Source organism: Paenibacillus sp. FSL F4-0097, assembly GCF_038593125.1.
Classification (GTDB): Bacteria; Bacillota; Bacilli; order Paenibacillales; family Paenibacillaceae; genus Paenibacillus_AQ; species Paenibacillus_AQ odorifer.
Genome location: NZ_CP151965.1, coordinates 4,885,320 through 4,903,324, shown reverse-complemented (window position 1 = coordinate 4,903,324; position 18,005 = coordinate 4,885,320). Strand labels below are relative to the sequence as shown.

The following is an 18,005-nucleotide window of genomic DNA, read 5'->3' as shown; positions in this document are numbered from 1 at the left end:
AATGTCAGATGAACTTTTTTTAGTAAACGATGTTCATCAGGGATGAAATGTGTTAATATTATATATACTAACTAATAGTAAGTTTCGCTAGTGAGAGGTGAGAACAATGGAAGAACATCAAATTTCGATGTGTCCCAGATTTGAGACAGCCTTCTCTTTCTTAGGCAAACGTTGGAATGGACTTATTATTCAGACATTGATGAGTGGACCGAAGCGGTTTAAAGATATTTCCGGCCTCATTCCTTCAATGAGCGATAAGATGCTGTCCGAGCGGATGAAGGATTTGGAAGGTGAGGGTATTCTGGTTAGACATGTATACCCGGAAACACCTGTACGTATTGAATATGAACTAACAGACAAAGGCCGTGCGCTGGAGCCTGTTATGCAGCAGATTCAGTCTTGGGCTGAGAGCTGGGTAGAGTAGAAATCAAAGTCGTGTTGTGGCCCTTTTTCCTGAAGAACGGAGGAGGGCTTTTCAATTTTTAAATAAAAACCTTGCACAGATCGAAAAAATCTGTAATATAATAGAAAAAACGTTGTATGTTCCTTGAATGGAAACGCTTGCAATATTGGTTTTTGCTCAAATCTACTCAGCTGGAGTACAGGCATAGCAAAACTATTAGGAGGCGAGGGAGATGAAGACCACCCTGTATTCCCGGGAAATAACGTATGGAAAAAAGGATGTTACTGAGCTGGAGAACGCTTCGATCAAAGTACAGCTCATCTATGACAAGACGTTGTTCATGCTGCATAGCCATCTTCCAGATTCCTTATGGGATGCGTGGATTGGTGTGCCTTACAGCATTATCTCTTCACTCTACAAAGGCAACAATGATAGCGGAACTATTTTTCAAAAATGGATTCAAAGTCCTTCTGGCTGGAAATGTATCGGCTGTGAACGGCATTGCCTGGAGTCGACGGAACCTCTTCAAGAAGTGAATATGGCAGGTAATCAACGACAATATAAGTTTCATAATGGCATTCGCCAGAGCATGGTGCTACAAGCCTTAATTTGGTCCATGTACGAGAATACCGTATTATTCAAACCCTTTTTAGGGGATGAGCCCTTTTTTGATGAAGATGATTTGCATACGATATCCTCTTATTTCGTGCCAACTTATCTTAACGATCTACGTCTACTGGAGCAGTCTAAGCCTTGTAAAGAGTACAAAGATCAGAATATACAGATTTATCAGGAATGGATATCCGCCCCTGACCTTGTCCTCAAATGGAATGGTGGCCTGACAGAAGGCAGATGGATGACCGGTGTTTATATGGATCACTCCCGCTTTGCTGGTTTAGGACCTTATTTAAAGGACGCAAAGGGTAAGCGAACGTATATGCAGGCTTATGTTCAATAAAAGATACAGATTTGGTGTGACCGAATAGATAAATGTAAGACAAATAACATTACTGTTGCCCGTGTGGTAAACAAATGACAGGTCGATTGTGGGGATTTATCTCCATGATTGACCTTTTTCGTTCAAAAAAGAGATACAATTTTCGTGAGTACAATCACAAGTCAAAACTCCTTTCAGGGTTAAGGTGAACAGGTAGAAAAGATTTTTTCAGAACCTGATCACATATCCCGAGGAGGAACTATTATGGAAACTAAACAACCTAATGATAGAATTTCAGATTTACAGCATAAGCAATCGGTGCAACCTGGATTTACTCCAGATGCCCTGGTAAAAGATATTGTGCTGCAATTCCCAAAAGCTGCGGATTATTTCAAGTCCAAACGGATTGATTTCTGCTGTGGAGGCGCCAAACCTCTTGCTGAAGCAGCTGTAGAGCGTGGACTAGATCAAGAGATGATCATTAGTGATCTCAACAAGCTGTTCGAGGAATATCCGGTACCACAAGAAGAACTCGCATGGAACACAGCACCTTCTGCAGAGTTAATCGACCATATTGTGAGTAAACATCACCATTACCTGCGGGAAGAACTGCCCCTGATTAGCCAAAATGTAACTAAGGTATACCGGGTTCATGGCGGAGATTCACCTCATTTAGAAGAGTTATATAGTTTGTTTAATGCACTCAAGGAAGATCTGCTACAGCATACAGCTAAAGAAGAGGAAGACGAGTTTCCAAAATTATTAGCGTATGATGCCAATCCAAGTGAAGAAGGGCTGACCATACTTCGTGAGGCATTAATTGACCTTGAGAGTGAACATGACTCAGCAGGCGATATATTGAGACAAATACGCAAAATAACAGATGATTTCACCCCACCGGCTCATGCTTGTACAACCTATCGTTTGACTTATGCCCGGCTAGAGGAGCTGGAGAGCATGACTTTTGAACATGTTCATCTGGAGAATAATATATTGTTCCCTAGATTCCAGTAGAAAAAATGAGTTTTCAAAGAGTCCCTTAGGGGACTTTTTTTATATTTGAGAACAAAGCTTATTTACGTTATTCTTAAATAGACAGTATGCATAACTTACTACAAGCCTGAGACGCTGTGTGGTCATTAGGCGGGACAAGGCGGTGTCACTATGCCCACGAAATATATGTGGAGGTTGTTACTAGGATTAGTCATCGTATTCATAATAGGTGGATGTTCGACTCTTGCTGACGTTAATAATGAAGGGAATAATGGCTTAGCAGGATCAGACGGGCCTACGCTTTCGCTTATCGTTGCGGGAAATGACTTGCTGACCAACCCTTTGGACAAGCAGCTTAGCGAGAGCTACAGAAAAGGGATAACGATCTTTGACCTACTGAAAGGTAGTGGGAAGGCCACCTTTTCTGAGGATAACACAAGCATTCTAACGGTAAATAATATTTCACTCAGTCCAGGAATGAATTGGGAGCTGCAAATGGATGGGGAGACCATTGGATCTGAGGATTGGGGTCGAACCGTCGGGCATGAATCAAAATTAGTAATTACTGCGATGTCTAAGGAACAAGAGGAACCGCTTCAAATTGTGTTGTTGACCGTGAATGGCGGAAGTGAGCAAGTGAATTTGAATCATTCATATGTTATGGGATTTACTGAAGATTTAACAGTGAGAGGTTTGTTGAAGAACAGCAGTGTGGTGCAGTTGACCGAAGACAACAAAAAGGTGTTATCCATTGGTGATTATACTCCTCTTAGCAATGAAGTTTGGAAGATGAAGGTGAATGGGAAGCAGCTGCTTGAGAATGGAATGGACATGAAGCTTAGAGTGCAGGATGAATTGGAGATTTTATTGGCTATACGTTAAAAAAAGTACATAAATGCCAGATCTACGGTTATTCAGAACCTGTGATCTGGCTTTTTTTATTAGAATTTAGAACCTAACAAAGTTGTCTTATTTTTTATGTGAAAACATTCACATTTAATGTGACTGTAATCACAATCTCTCTTAAATTTTGAAATGTATAATTTCATTATGTAGAAGATAAGTTGAAGCAAAGTTCAACAAGAACGGATAAGACTGAGGAGGCACCTAACTATGGCAGCGAAGAGAGAAAAATTAGTATTAGTCGGCAACGGTATGGCAGGCATAGGTACGCTAGAGCAAATATTGAAGCTAGGTGGAGCTTATGACATTACGGTCTTTGGAAGCGAACCTCACCCCAATTATAATCGGATCATGTTGTCCTATGTTCTCGAAGGCAGCAAAACCATCAACGATATCATCCTAAACGACTGGAACTGGTATGAAGATAACAACATTACTTTGCATACAGGAACAACAGTTACGCGAATTGACGAGCATTCCAAGCAAGTAATTGCGGATAACGGTATGGCTGTTTCTTACGATAAAGTGATTATTGCAACGGGTTCGAATTCATTTATTTTACCTGTACCTGGTTGTGATAAGGAAGGCGTAGTGGGTTTCCGGGATATTGCAGATTGTGATGCGATGCTAGCTGCGGCTAAACAATACAACAAAGCGGCGGTAATCGGCGGGGGCTTACTTGGATTGGAAGCGGCAAAGGGTCTTGTGAACCTTGGCATGGACGTTACTGTAGTGCATCTGATGGAAGATCTAATGGAGCGCCAGCTTGATCGTAATGCCTCCTCTATGTTGCAAGCTGAGCTAGAGCGTCAAGGCGTGAAATTTGCCATGGGCAAACAAACAGTAGAATTGACAGGGGAACAGAGAGTAAGTGGTTTACAATTTAGTGATGGCACTACACTTGCAGCTGATTTTGTAGTTATGGCTGTAGGCATCAAACCGAATATAACTGTGGCAAAAGAAAGCGGAATTGCTGTTAATCGTGGAATTGTAGTGGACGATTATTTGCAGACCTCTATGCAGAATGTATATTCCATTGGCGAATGTGCCGAACATCGCGGAGTTTGTTACGGATTAGTAGCGCCGCTCTTCGAGCAGGGTATGGTTCTAGCTAAACATCTCTGCGGAAGTGATACAAATCCATATGAAGGTTCTGTTGTCTCCACCAAATTAAAAATTTCCGGTGTGGATGTATTTTCTGCAGGTGAGTTTATGGATTCCCCTGAGCACACTGTAATCTCAAGCAAAGATGAATGGAAGCGAACCTATAAGAAAATTCTGCTCAAAGACAATGTCATTGTTGGTGCAGTCCTGTTCGGGGATGTGACGGAATCGGCTAACCTGCAAAAGTTAGTAAAACAAGGTGCTGTAATGACCGATGAGATTTATACAGAGGTCATGGGTACGGGCTGCTGCGGAAGCGGAGCCAAAAAGAGCACATCTGTAGAAGCTATGGCGGACGAAGAAATCGTTTGTGGCTGTAATGGGGTTACGAAAAAAGCGATTGTGGATGCGGTCATAGAAAATGGTTTTACTACTGTGGACGAGATCAAAGCATGTACAGGAGCGACGCGTTCTTGCGGAGGTTGTAAACCGGTTGTAGAACAAATTTTACAATTTGTCCTGGGTGATAGTTTTGAACAGTCTGCCAAGCAAGGTATCTGTAGCTGTACAACGCTTAGCCGGGATGAGATTGTTGCTGAGATTACAGCTAAAGGTCTTAGTACTACTAAAGAGGTTATGCATGTACTGGGTTGGAAACAAGAGGAAGGCTGCTCTAAATGCCGTCCGGCGATTAACTATTATCTGGGGATGCTAAATCCGGATACACATCAAGATGAGAAGGAATCACGTTTTGTTAATGAACGTATGGGAGCCAATATTCAGAAAGACGGAACCTATACCGTTATTCCACGCATGTACGGCGGGGTAACGACACCAGAGGATTTGAAGAAAATCGCTGATGTCTCCCTTAAATATGATGTAAAAGTTGTGAAGGTGACTGGTGGGCAACGCCTGGATCTAATCGGGGTGAAAAAAGAGGATCTGCCGAAGGTATGGGAAGAGCTCGATATGCCATCAGGTTATGGTTATGCCAAATCGCTACGTACGGTTAAGACTTGTGTGGGTTCACAGTTCTGCCGTTTCGGTACACAGGATTCGCTGGGAATGGGCGCGCTCATAGAACGTAAGTATGAACGTCTTGATTTTCCTGCCAAGTTTAAAATAGCTGTCAACGGCTGCCCACGTAACTGTGCGGAATCCTGCACGAAGGATATTGGCATCGTCGGTAATGACGGCGGTTGGGAAGTATTTATCGGTGGTAACGGTGGGATCAAACCACGGATTGCTGATTCCTTCTGCAAAATTAAGACCGATGAAGAGTTGATCGAAGTGTGCTCCGCTGTGATGCAATATTACCGTGAGACCGGCAATTATTTGGAGAGAACCTCCGAGTGGGTTGAGCGTATGGGACTTGAGCAGATTCAAATGGTCATTTTGAATAATGAAGATAACCGCAAAGAGCTGGCCGCACGGATTGACTTTGCTCTGACTCAGGTGACGGATCCTTGGAAAAAAATGCTTAATGACAGTAGCACTCGTACTGCGCTTTTTGAAGAAACAAGAGTCTAGCGGATATAACGCACACAGAAGGGGAGAGACCAATGAATAAGACCACACAAACGTATGCAATAGGCTCAGTACAGGATTTCCTGCTGCAGATTGGCCGTGTAGTGATTGCTGGAGCTGTTGAACTGGCTGTATTTCGTGCCTCTGACGGAGCCATCTATGCAGTAGAGAATCGTAGTCCTCATCCTAAGGGTGGCCCGCTTGCGGAAGGGATCGTGTCAGGTCACTATCTGTACGATCCGCTGTACGATTGGAAAATCGATCTGCGCACGGGTGAGGTGCAGGCTCCAGACCAAGGTAGTGTTGTGACTTATCCAGTCACACTGGACGGAGAGAAAGTTACAGTGAGCGTGTAGACACCGAAGAGTGTAGTAATAGATTTAATAGAAAACGGTGGGGTGGAGTATTATGTTTACGCAAAGTGTGGAGAGCATCGTAGAGACGGCAGTCAGTAAGCGGGACAAAATGAATGAAAGCTTGCCAAGATATTTTCTAGCAGCCCTGTTGGCAGGTGCTTATGTAGGCATTGGGATTATCCTTATTTTCTCTCTAGGAGCACCGCTAGCAGCTGCTAAATCACCTTTCCAACCGCTTATTATGGGTACATCCTTCGGCATCGCCTTGACGCTTGTAGTATTTGCAGGCTCAGAACTGTTTACTGGGAATAATATGTTTTTTACTGTAAGTACACTGGCAGGCAGAACCAGTATCTGGGATACCGTTAAGAACTGGATCCTTGTATTCATCGGGAATGTGGTGGGTGCAGTGATTTTAGCGCTTTTAATTCGTGGGACTGGGTTATTCAGTGCTGCGCCGCCAGAGCATTTGATCTTTACAGCCGCTGCTAAAAAAATGAGTCTCCCGTTCTCTGAGCTGTTTTTTCGTGGAATCCTATGTAACTGGCTGGTCTGTTTAGCGCTATGGATGTCCTCACGTGCTAAAAGTGAATCTGCTAAGCTAATTTTAATCTGGTGGTGTCTGTTCGCCTTTATCGCAAGCGGATATGAGCATAGTGTGGCTAATATGACTCTGCTTAGTGTTGCTGTGTTGCTTCCGAATCATCCGGAAACCATTACGATAGCTGGATGGCTGCATAATATGATCCCTGTAACTTTGGGGAATATCATTGGTGGGGGCGTATTTGTCGGCATGGCCTATTGGCTGATCTCACCAGTGCGTGGTACTCGCAATAACCGTTAAATCCATTTTTAATTAACTATATTAGAGCTGAACCGATCTTGGGTTTAGCTCTTTTTTTGTTGAATATAAAAAAAAGACACCTGCATTAGGCGCCTTGGACCACTCTATTTTATATTATGCAGAATAATTGGGTCATGTATGTTTCATTGAGGTGAATAGAGGGTATATTATAACGGAATTAGATCCGGCAGATTTCGTTCGGACACAGTTCGCAGTGGCAAATTTCTTGCAGCATGCCAAGGTCCTTGATGACAATCATACCGTTCTCATACTCAACAGCATCTTTTTTACGCAGGTCGCTCAGCATCCGGTTAACACTTTCACGAGTGGCACCGATCATGTTGGACAAATCTGTATGCGTAATTTTTTTGTTGATAAGGATATTCTCACCATCGCTGCTCTTCTCACCATAGGTATTGCCAAGACGAATGAGCGTGGAGCATAGTGCACCAGGTTTGCCGTACATCATTAGATCACGGAATTTAGTTTGGGTGAGACGGTGATGAATACCCATCCATTTCATAAAGTCGATAGCAAAGTCACAATGTTGGCAGATGAGAATTTCTAGATCCTTTTGTTCGATGACGCCAACTTCACTTTCTTCAATCACTTCGGCTGTAAAGCTATGCTTAGTGCTGAAGAATGGATCTGCTTGACCTACCATATCGCCAGCTTGATACATATAAAGAATGAGTTCTTTACCTTCATCAGTAGATTTAGTTAATTTCACACGTCCACGTTTGATATAAAACAATTTATCCGAGTAGTCGCCTTCCCAGAATAGATGTGAACCCTCTGGAACTATGCGCTCTTTCATTGTAACTAGAAGTCTGTTGAAATTCTGTTCGGAGAAACAGTTTGTATTTCCGTGGGCTTCGATAACATTGTAATGTTCTTTTAGCATAATCGACATCCCCTTTATTCCCTCAGTTTTTCAGTAAATTTTAAATTAATTATACCTTGAAAATCCCTCGAATTGGTTATAAAAAATCGTTTAAAAGTGTCGAATTTTCAACATTGTGATAAATTTCACTTCTAAAGTGTTCGATGTAATATTCTTTTTAACTAAAAAAGAGTAAGTGATCTCACGTTTATGATATATGAACAGCGGCTATCCATTATTCTCAAATACTGGGTTAATCGCTGTTTTTTTGCGTCCCCGTTAGATTGTAACATATAACATAGCTGAAATTCATGTTCAAGAAATTAGTTTTATCTCAACTCCGTATAAATGCACACATCTTCATTACGGTCGGACATTGGCTCTACTGCTATGCAGCGATATCCTGAAATTGGAGCAAAAATCAGGAGAAGGAGAAATCATATATGGCTAAAGTAGCAGACAAATATCTTAAGGTTGATCCGTGGGCAATTATTGAAGAGGGCTTTGATCCAGAGCGAAATCGGACTTCGGAATCTATTTTTTCATTGGGTAATGAATATATGGGTGTACGGGGATATGCAGAGGAAGGATATTCAGGTGACACCCTGCAAGGAAGTTATTTTAATGGATTAAATGAACAATTGGATATTGGCAATCACTATAAAGGGATTATTCGCTCGCTGAGATATATGGTGAATGCGGTGGACTGGCTGTATACACGTCTATCTGTAGATGGTGAACAGCTTGATTTAGCAAAAAGCAACGTAACGGATTATGTGCGTAGGTTGGATCTTCGTAAAGGTACGTACCGGAGAGAGCTAGTCTGGCATCTAAACGATGGCAAGTCGCTAAAAGTAGTCTTTACACGTCTGGTCAGTATGACTATGTCTCATTTGGGGTTGCAGCGGGTAGATTTTGAACCTCTTAATTTCTCGGGGAGCGTGGACATTTGTACAGGTCTTGATTTCGGCATTATTCATGAAGAACGCGGCGAATGTATGTGGAACAGTCTCCGCAGCGGAGTAAGTGGAGCGTCCTCTGCTATTATGGCGAGTACAGTGAATACTGGGAATAAGCTGTTCTCAAGCTTTACCTTACAATCCTCGCAGCCGTTACAGCTCACTGCTGTCGAGAGTGATAAATTTATTGGACAAAATTTCACCCTGGACCTTACGGAAGGAGAAGTCTCCTATTTTACCAAACTGGTTATGAACTATTCGGATAGTGATTCTGCCCATACAGCTGAAGAGCTGTGGAGCAAAGGTCTGTCTCTTGCTGAAACAGCAAGCCAGTTGACAGATACCCAAATAATCGCTGATCAGACAGCTTATTGGAAGGGCATCTGGGAGACAAGTGATATCCGAATTGAGGGCGATCCTGAGAATCAGCAGGGTATTCGTTTCTGTATCTTCCAGCTTTATCAGACCTATCATGGCGATCATCCCGGATTTAATATTGGTGCCAAAGGGCTGACGGGTGAAGTATATCGTGGGTTGGCTTTTTGGGATACAGAATCCTATTGCTTACCGTTCTATATGTTCAATAATCCAAGGGCTGCCCGGAGCTTATTGGAATTCAGATATAAAACATTGCCGCAGGCTATGCAGCGCGCTAAAGAGGTGGATTGTGAGGGAGCCTGCTATCCAATTGCTACTATAGATGGAACAGAAAGCTGTGATCTCTGGCAGCACTCTAATCTTCAGCTTCATGTAGGGACTGCTGTTTCTTATGGCATTTGGCATTATGTCAAAAATACCGGTGATAAAAGCTTCCTGCACAGTAAAGGGGCTGAGATGCTGATTCAGATCAGCAGATTCTATGCTACACGTGGCCAATGGGGGCAACGCAGCGGGGAATATGGTTATTTTGGCGTTATGGGCCCTGATGAGTTCCAATTGATGGTCAATAACAACTGCTACATTAATCTGATGGCTCAACAATCTTTTGAATACACCCTAGAGACTCTTCGGGAGATGAAAGAACAGGCTCCTGCTGCTTTTGCAGCTGTGGTAGAGAAAACAGAACTTCATGACGAGGAACTCACCGATTGGGAAAACAAGGCGCAGCATATGCGGATTCCGGTTGACGAAGTGACAGGAGTTTATGAAGAGCATGATGGGTTCTTCGATATGCCACATATTGATATTCATTCGATTCCTGTTACAGAATTCCCGTTATATTCGAACTGGTCATATGATCGTTTGTATCGCTATGACATGATTAAGCAGCCGGATGTACTTATGTTTATGTTCTTGTACAGCGGACAATTCTCTAAAGAAGCGAAGCTGGCGAACTATGAATATTACGAGCCTAGATGTATTCATGAGTCTTCGCTGTCACCTTCGATCCACTCCATTTTGGCGAGTGAAATCGGCAAACCCGAGGAAGCATATTCGTTTTTTGAATTTGCTACTCGACTGGATTTAGACAACTATAACCGCAATACCCGTGAAGGGCTGCATACTACCTCAATTGCAGCTGCTTGGATGAATATTGTTTACGGCTTTGGTGGAATGCGTTCGGATGGAGCACGTCTGTCCTTTCAGCCAACCCTGCCAGAACGCTGGGATGAATATAGCTTCCAAGTATTGTATGAAGGAGTGCTTCTGAGAATTGTGGTCGACAAAAATTCAGTAACAATCACTGCGGTTAATGGTGGAAGTACCGAAATTATAGTGTACGGACAGTCGATTACAGTGGATGCTTCCGGGAAGACGCTTCCGCTAGGCGAAGGGATGCTGGCAGGATGAACTGGATCGTAAAGGAGAGTTGTTTTGATAAACAGCTTGTGACGACGAACGGTAACAAATATATGTTAGGCAACGGCTACATGGGGTATCGCGGCACACTGGAGGAATTCAGTAAAACTGAGCTAGTAGCTGTCACCCTCGCAGGACTATATGACAAAGAGGGGGACAAATGGAGAGAACCAGTTAATGCCCCTAATGGATTGTTGACCAAAGTTTTCTGTAATGATCAGCTCTTAAGTGTGCTTGACTGTGAACCGGTCGCTCATACTCAGGAGCTGAATATCCGAAATGCCATTCATCATCGGAGCACTGAATATGCTGTATCTGACGGTGGGGCGTTGACGTTTACCGCAGATCGTTTCGTAAGCCAGGATAATCTTCACTTGCTCGTTAGTAAATACTCTATTCGCAGTACTCAAGACTGCCGAGTAGCGATTGAGACGGGAATTGACGTAGATGTGTGGGATATCAATGGGCCTCATCTTTACGGACAAAAGGTACAGCTCAAGGACGAGGTGCTGATCTCTTCTTCTGTTAGCGGAGAATTGAAGATTCCGGTTGTTGTGGCGGAGAGGGCGGTATTCAGTTTTGGTGAGGAGCTACTGGAAGATGGGGCTACTGTTCGCCGGATTTCTTTTGATGCCCGTGCGGGTGAGACGTATGAATGGTTTAAGTATGTAGCAGTCTATACTGGACTTGATGCTGATCAGCCGGAGTCGGAAGCTGTTAAATCTGTCCATGCTGCTGAGGCGCTGGGTTTTGAGGGGTTATTTAAGGCTCATCGTCTGTTATGGGACGAGAGATGGTCACACAGCGATGTAATCATCGAAGGTGATGAAGCTGCCCAATTTGCCTTGAGATATAGTATCTATCAGCTGTTAATCATTGCCCCTACAGTTTCGGAGAAGGTGTCTATTCCAGCCCGGGGATTATCGGGTCAGGTATATAAGGGAGCTGTATTCTGGGATACGGAAATGTTTATGTTGCCGTTTTTCCTGCACAGTGATCCTAAGGTAGCGCGGAACTTGATGATGTACCGGATTCATACATTGGATGGTGCTCGCCGTAAGGCAGCGGAATATGGATTTTTGGGCGCATTTTATGCTTGGGAAAGTCAGGATACGGGAGACGATGCCTGTACGCTGTTTAATGTGAACGATGTATTTACAGGCCGGCCGATGCGGACCTATTTCCGCGATAAGCAGGTTCATATCAGTGGTGACGTTGTGCATGGGATCTGGAAGTATGTTCAATTCACAGGCGATGAAAGTCTGCTTACTAGTGGAGGAGCTGAGGTGATCTGGGAATGCGCTCGCTTTTTCTACTCTTACGCTTACTATAATTCGGTTAAACAGCGGTTTGAGATTCTGGATGTAACAGGTCCGGATGAATATCATGAGCGTGTGAACAATAATGCGTTTACGAATGCACTAGTTAAAGAAACGCTGGAGATTGCCTTGCGTACGGCAGCTTTGCTGGAAGCGAAGTATCCTGAGGACTACCGTCAATTGTCCGCTCCGTTTAGCTCAGGGCCATTCCTGGAGGAGTTCAAAACGATGCTGGATAGCTTTTATGTTCCACAGCCTGATCCTGCCAGTCTTGTTATTGAACAATTTGACCGGTACCTCACCTTGGAGGATGTAGAGCTAACAGAGCTGAAATCACGTGTGCTTAATAAAAATGAGTATTTTGGCGGCGGCAATGGCTTAGCTACCACCACAACCATACTTAAACAAGCAGACGTTGTGTTGATGCTGAATCTGTTTAAACACTCCTTTAGCAAGGAAGTGAAACAAGCGAACTGGGAATTTTACGAACCGCGTACGGAACATGGATCAAGCTTAAGCCCTTGTATCTACGCTTTGGTAGCTGCTGATATTGGTTCACCGGATTGGGGCTATCCGTATTTTATGCGTACGGCTACCGTCGATCTCACCGGCGAATCTAAGCAATATGTAGGGGATCTCTACATCGGAGGGACTCATCCAGCTGCGAATGGTGGTGCTTGGATGGCTGCGGTTCTTGGCTTTGCTGGGCTGGACTACGACGGAGGGGTTGTGCACATCAATCCATCTCTGCCGCAACATTGGCAGTCTGTTCAGCTTCCGGTTACGCTGCGCGGCGATACCATCCAACTGCGGATCAGTAAGGATGAAGTCACTGTGATCACAGCTGCTGATTACAGTGGAGACTTAGTATTCTCGGTGCAAGGCGGAGAAGGCAAGTCGTGCTCTGCTGGTGAGAACCTTCGACTGGCTTTGTCGAAACAGGAGTATAAATATTAATACACAACGGAGAGGAAGCAAATCAATGTTGGAAAATATGAAAGGCGCCATCTTTGATCTGGACGGCGTGATCGTAGATACAGCCAAATATCATTATTTGGCGTGGGCGAGTCTTGCAGATGAGCTTGGCTTTAAATTCACGGAGGAGGATAATGAACGGCTTAAAGGTGTGAGCCGGCTGAGATCGCTTGATATCCTGCTGGAAGTGGGTGGCCTGGAATTTGAGGAAGCAGAGAAGCAGGCAATGGCGGAGAAGAAAAACCGCCTGTACGTAGAATACATTTCTCGACTCGAGGAATCGGAGCTGCTGCCTGGAGTGAAAGAATACCTAACAGGATTGAGATCACGTGGGATTGGGATTGCGCTAGGATCAGCCAGTAAGAACGCTGAGTTTATTTTGAATAAGCTGAACATTACAGACTTATTCGATGCAGTTGTTGACGGCAACAAAGTGTCACTAGCCAAACCTGACCCAGAGGTATTCCTGATCGCGGCTCAAGAGATAGGCTTGCAGCCGGATGGATGTGTTGTGTTTGAAGATGCTGAGGCAGGCGTTCAAGCAGGTAAAGCTGCTGGAATGAAGGTTGTAGGTATCGGCAAACCTGAGGTGCTGAAAGAAGCTGATCTGGTCGTAAAAGGATTGTATGAGCTGCTGACAGACTAAATTTCTAAATGAACAAGGGACCGACTCCAAAGTAGCGGATGACTTTGGGGGCGGTCTTTTTTTGTGCAAAGTCTCTGTATTTAGCTAGCTCAGACTGTCTATCGGACCTCATAGTCGCTATTAGCCAAAATTCGGCTTATTTGCGAACCTATCGGACTCCATAGTCTCTATTGGCTCGAAAAGCCCTCATATCGCGTATGTTTGGAACGAATAACGCCTCTGGAGTCCGAAACTCCTCGTAAAAGCCAAAAATTAGCCAAATAGCTGCATCTGAGTCCTATAGCTCATCGTGAAGAGGGCGTATGGGAATGCAAAACGCACAACAAGCAGCTGAGCCGCACATTAAGTAATCCAAACGCACAACAAGCAGCAAGTTGCACATTAAGTAATTCAGATAGTTAGTCAGAAGGTTAGTCAAAAAGCTCAACAGTTTATCGGACCCCATAGTCGCTATTAGCCAAAATACGGCTCATTTGCGAACCTATCGGACTCCATAGTCGCTATTGGCTCGAAAAGCCCTCATATCGCACATGTTTGGAACGAATAACGCCTCTGGAGTCCGAAACTCCCCGTAAAAGCTGAAATTTGACCAAATAGCTGCATCTGAGTCCGATCGCTCATCGTGAAGGGGTGTGTGGGAATGCAAAACGCTGAAAAAGTAGTAATCCGCACATTAAGCAATCCAACGCCCTACAACACCACCATCGCACATCAAGCAATCCAACGCCCTACAACAGCACCATCACACATCCGGTAATCCAGACGCCCAACAGCAAAGCACATTCAAGTATTGAAGTACTTGAGTGTTCAAGTGTTCAAGAACATACATCGCACTTCTTCCATATAGAGTTCATTCCTCCTAGCCCCACGCAGTGGTCTTTACGCCGTCCGCCCCTTTTTCTGTTTGCGGTTTTTAAGAGTTCGTTGATGGAGTTGCGAAGTGGAGGTTTGGAGCTGGAGAAACGCCAGTGGTCGCCTTTATCCTCGGATTTCTACCGCTCAGCGGTATAAAATCAGGAAATCTGAGGATAACAGCGATCGTAAGCCCAAACGCTCCACGTAGTGGCGAACATATCATCGTGCTCTTTTTATCCGTCCAACAGAAAAAACTACATACAAATGAACATAAAAAACTTTAAAATAAACATATGTAAGCGTTTATCACTTTGATATAGTTATTGAACCCGGAGGTGCATCTCGATGTTGTCTAGGCTGATTCGGCCGATTCTGAAGCTGAACGTCAAACAGCAGCTTATCCTGCTGTTTCTGATTATGATCTCGCCCATTCTGTTTTTGAACATTTACGGGAATATGAAGGCTGAGCAAATTCTGAAGCGCCATGTGACGAATGCTTATGTAGAGCTGAACAAGCAAAACTTCACCATCATTAACCGAGATATTGATACCGTAAATAAAATTACTACCACTGTAATTCAAAACCCTCTGATTCAGCAGATTAATATGACGGGTTCGGATACCATCCTGGAGCGGGTTAAACGCTATGAGACGATAGAAAAGCTGTTGGTCAGTTACTCGCAGGGAGCTGAGCGTGGGGACGGCATCTATTATTCCCTTTATATATACGATCCCGAGGATTATTATTTTTTCGCACCCAATTTCCCGCAGGTTAAGAAGGCGGGGGTATATTTCTTTTCCAAAGCGGAAGAGCCATATTGGTTCGAGGAGGTTGTCCAGAAAAAGGGCCGCGGATCTCTAAAATTCACAGGGAAGCTAAGTGCGCAAGCGGAAAACTTGAAGACTCTTACCTATATGAGAGCTGTCAATAACATCTCCAGGAAAGCTGAGACTATTGGGGTCTTAGTCATTACCAAGATGGACGCGAAAATCGGAGAATCCCTCAAATCCATATCGTTGCCTGATGGTGATATTTACTTAACGGATCTGGATAATCGTGTACTCGCTTCTACTACGAATAATACTGGTGAGATCATTACGTTGCCGGAAACGGTCATTGCTGAGGATTTGGAAGGTACCGTGGATGTTATTACCTCGGATTTTATTTATGTGGTCAATAATAACCACGCCTTAGGACAGAAGCTAGTCTACAAAATCGCCGTAAAAGCACTGCTGCAGCAACAAAACGAAATGAAAAGTGTGATTCAATACATAACTGTGGCCTATGCTGTTTTTGGATTAATCATGATTACTTATTTCTGGCGTTCATTAATGACGCCATTGCAAAAGTTAGCCTTTTTCGTCCGGAAGTTTGAGCCAGGCAATCGTGTCCCTGAGACGCCAAAAAGAGGGAGCAACGATGAGGTCAGTGTGCTGATTGGATCTACCTATGACATGGCCCGCAGGCTTAATGGACTAATTACTTATAAATATCAGATGGAGCTAAAACAGAAGGAATCACAGCTTCAACTGCTCTATCAGCAGATCAATCCGCATTTGCTCTACAACACTTTAGAGAGTATTTACTGGAAAAGCTCGCTGGAAGGCAACGTTGAATCCGCCGAGATGATCAAGGAATTATCCAAGCTTATGAAGATTAGCCTCAGTCGGGGAAGGGAGCTGATTAGCCTTGAAGAAGAGCTGGAGCATGCAACGGCCTATATCAAGCTGCAGCAGCACCGGTATGATTATATATTTCGTGTTGTAATGGAGATTCACCCAGATACGAAAAGAAATCTAATTCCTAAAATTACCCTGCAGCCGTTAATTGAGAATGCTATTATTCATGGTGTCAAAAATATGGGCGAGGATGGGGAAATCATCATTAGCGCAGTTTGTGTGGACGATACCGTCGAGATCACTATTGAAGATAACGGCTATAAGTCTGTTGATTATCAGGCCATTGAAGCTGTGCTGAATGACGACAGTCCAAATCCGGCCAGCGGTTACGGGATTCGCAACATTAACCAGCGCATACATTTACACTTTGGCTCTGATTATGGCATCAGCTATACGCCTCGTAAAGAGGGCGGTACATTGGTGACGGTTAAGCTTCCGAAATCAGAGAATCAGGACTAAGGAAGGGGGGCATACAGATATGTTCAATATATTAGTTGTGGATGACGAACCCTTGATTTGTAAAGGGCTGAGCAATTTATTAGCTTCTTCGGGGTTAAACATAGACCATATTTATACAGCAAACAGTGGTTTTGAAGCGCTGGACTGCATTCGGATGGAGGAAATAGACCTGCTCGTTACTGATATTCAGATGGGCGCAATGAGCGGGATTGATCTGATGCAGCATGCAAAATTGGCCAAACCCTGGGTACAGACCATCGTGATTTCTGCACACGAGACATTTCAATATGCGCAAATGGCGGTTAGGCTTGGCGCGAAGGATTATTTGATCAAACCTTTGAACAGTGAGCAATTTCTGGATTCGGTGCGAAATGTGCTGCTTAAGATGGGCAAACCATCACCAGAATTGGACATTTTCATGTCAGGGATTAACGAAAGCTTTCGGCTGGAAGAGCCGCTTCCGGAATACAGCAAGTTATTAAATGAGCTGCTCAATGAGCCTGAAGGTGTACTGTGTGATGCAGAACGCTTACAAAAGCTGGATAACCTGAAGCTGCAAGGGCCGTATTTTTCCGTCTTAAAAATTAAGGTGCCTCTGGCTGGAATGAATCAGGAGAAGCACTACACCCTGCGGGACAGACGGCTTCTTTGTTATGCCGCGCTGAATATCGCCAAAGAGCTGATGGATCAGGAGTGGAACTCGACAGCCTTTTACGCAGAGGATGAAGAAATAACGATCATTATTCAATGGGATGAAAAAAGCTATGAAGATTCGTCTGCCAGTCAAATCAATAGGCTAGATATTCTTGGCCGCAGTCTTCATTTTAATATTCAAAAATATCTGCACTTAAATGCAGTCATCGGCATCAGCCAGATTCTCAAGGGTCTATCATTTATGGCTGTATTGAACCGTCAAGCCTCCAAAGCCATTCTTTGGAATAATGAACATAATGACCATTATGTGTTTTACTACGGGGATTTTAATTGGAACAGCTACACAACCGATCCTTCAGTAGAAGAGCTTCATACACGCAGCAATCTGATTGTAGAGAAAGCGAGAGAGTATATTGACGAGAACTATGCGCAAAAAGGATTAACCATCCATGAAGTGGCTAAGAAAAACCATGTCAGTCCTAATTATTTGAGCTATTTGTTTAAGAAAAATACAGGTTACAACCTGTGGGAATATGTAATTAAGCTGCGGATGGAAGAAAGCCGGGAGATGATTTTGAACACAGATCTTCGCAGATACGAAATCGCCGAGCGTGTAGGTTATGAATCACCAGAGCATTTTAGTAAAATTTTCAAAAAATATTATGGGATTAGCCCCAGTGAATTGAAGAAGTAAAAACACATACTACT

The 18,005-nt window shown here is 43.8% G+C and carries 13 protein-coding genes; 12 read left to right on the top strand and 1 reads right to left on the bottom strand.

Features of this window, described 5'->3' with window-relative positions; translation table 11 throughout:
- The first annotated feature begins 106 nt into the window (after nucleotides 1–106).
- The 7 genes from MHH86_RS22060 (at nucleotide 107) to MHH86_RS22030 (ending at nucleotide 7,067) form a co-directional block, all read left to right on the top strand.
- Nucleotides 107–424 (top strand): helix-turn-helix domain-containing protein, encoded by a 318-nt coding sequence (locus MHH86_RS22060; RefSeq protein WP_036682958.1) that lies wholly within the window; start codon nucleotides 107–109, stop codon nucleotides 422–424.
- Between the two features lie 211 nt (nucleotides 425–635).
- Entirely contained in the window at nucleotides 636–1,361 is a 726-nt protein-coding gene (locus MHH86_RS22055) for a hypothetical protein (RefSeq protein ID WP_036682956.1), read from the top strand.
- 297 nt (nucleotides 1,362–1,658) lie between these two features.
- On the top strand, nucleotides 1,659–2,354 hold the full coding sequence (gene ric / locus MHH86_RS22050; protein ID WP_036683205.1) for an iron-sulfur cluster repair di-iron protein: 696 nt from the start codon (nucleotides 1,659–1,661) through the stop codon (nucleotides 2,352–2,354).
- A gap of 150 nt (nucleotides 2,355–2,504) precedes the next feature.
- On the top strand, nucleotides 2,505–3,215 hold the full coding sequence (locus MHH86_RS22045) for a hypothetical protein (RefSeq protein WP_036682955.1): 711 nt from the start codon (nucleotides 2,505–2,507) through the stop codon (nucleotides 3,213–3,215).
- Between the two features lie 231 nt (nucleotides 3,216–3,446).
- Entirely contained in the window at nucleotides 3,447–5,870 is a 2,424-nt protein-coding gene (gene nirB / locus MHH86_RS22040) for a nitrite reductase large subunit NirB (protein ID WP_036682952.1), read from the top strand.
- 32 nt (nucleotides 5,871–5,902) lie between these two features.
- The gene (nirD, locus tag MHH86_RS22035) at nucleotides 5,903–6,223 is read left to right on the top strand and encodes a nitrite reductase small subunit NirD (protein WP_036682949.1); all 321 of its coding nucleotides are present in this window, start codon (nucleotides 5,903–5,905) and stop codon (nucleotides 6,221–6,223) included.
- A 52-nt stretch (nucleotides 6,224–6,275) separates the two neighbouring features.
- Nucleotides 6,276–7,067 (top strand): formate/nitrite transporter family protein, encoded by a 792-nt coding sequence (locus MHH86_RS22030; protein WP_036682946.1) that lies wholly within the window; start codon nucleotides 6,276–6,278, stop codon nucleotides 7,065–7,067.
- 178 nt (nucleotides 7,068–7,245) lie between these two features.
- On the opposite strand, the gene MHH86_RS22025 is transcribed toward MHH86_RS22030, so the two are convergent.
- The gene (locus MHH86_RS22025) at nucleotides 7,246–7,971 is read right to left on the bottom strand and encodes a Crp/Fnr family transcriptional regulator (protein WP_036682945.1); all 726 of its coding nucleotides are present in this window, start codon (nucleotides 7,969–7,971) and stop codon (nucleotides 7,246–7,248) included.
- A 422-nt stretch (nucleotides 7,972–8,393) separates the two neighbouring features.
- Between MHH86_RS22025 and MHH86_RS22020 the strand changes: the two genes are divergently transcribed.
- The 5 genes from MHH86_RS22020 (at nucleotide 8,394) to MHH86_RS22000 (ending at nucleotide 17,991) form a co-directional block, all read left to right on the top strand.
- A complete protein-coding gene (locus MHH86_RS22020) occupies nucleotides 8,394–10,700 on the top strand; it encodes a glycosyl hydrolase family 65 protein (RefSeq protein ID WP_036682942.1) in 2,307 nt (768 codons plus the stop codon).
- The gene (locus MHH86_RS22015; protein ID WP_036682941.1) at nucleotides 10,697–12,985 is read left to right on the top strand and encodes a glycosyl hydrolase family 65 protein; all 2,289 of its coding nucleotides are present in this window, start codon (nucleotides 10,697–10,699) and stop codon (nucleotides 12,983–12,985) included. The genes MHH86_RS22020 and MHH86_RS22015 overlap by 4 nt, the downstream gene beginning before the upstream one ends.
- Nucleotides 12,986–13,010: 25 nt before the next feature.
- Nucleotides 13,011–13,649, top strand: coding sequence for a beta-phosphoglucomutase (pgmB, locus tag MHH86_RS22010; RefSeq protein WP_051491264.1), 639 nt, complete (start codon nucleotides 13,011–13,013; stop codon nucleotides 13,647–13,649).
- Between the two features lie 1,200 nt (nucleotides 13,650–14,849).
- Nucleotides 14,850–16,643 carry a histidine kinase gene (locus MHH86_RS22005; RefSeq protein ID WP_036682936.1) on the top strand — a complete coding sequence of 598 codons (1,794 nt, stop codon included), beginning with the start codon at nucleotides 14,850–14,852 and terminating at the stop codon, nucleotides 16,641–16,643.
- A 19-nt stretch (nucleotides 16,644–16,662) separates the two neighbouring features.
- Nucleotides 16,663–17,991 (top strand): response regulator, encoded by a 1,329-nt coding sequence (locus MHH86_RS22000; RefSeq protein ID WP_076146780.1) that lies wholly within the window; start codon nucleotides 16,663–16,665, stop codon nucleotides 17,989–17,991.
- Nucleotides 17,992–18,005: the final 14 nt, after the last annotated feature.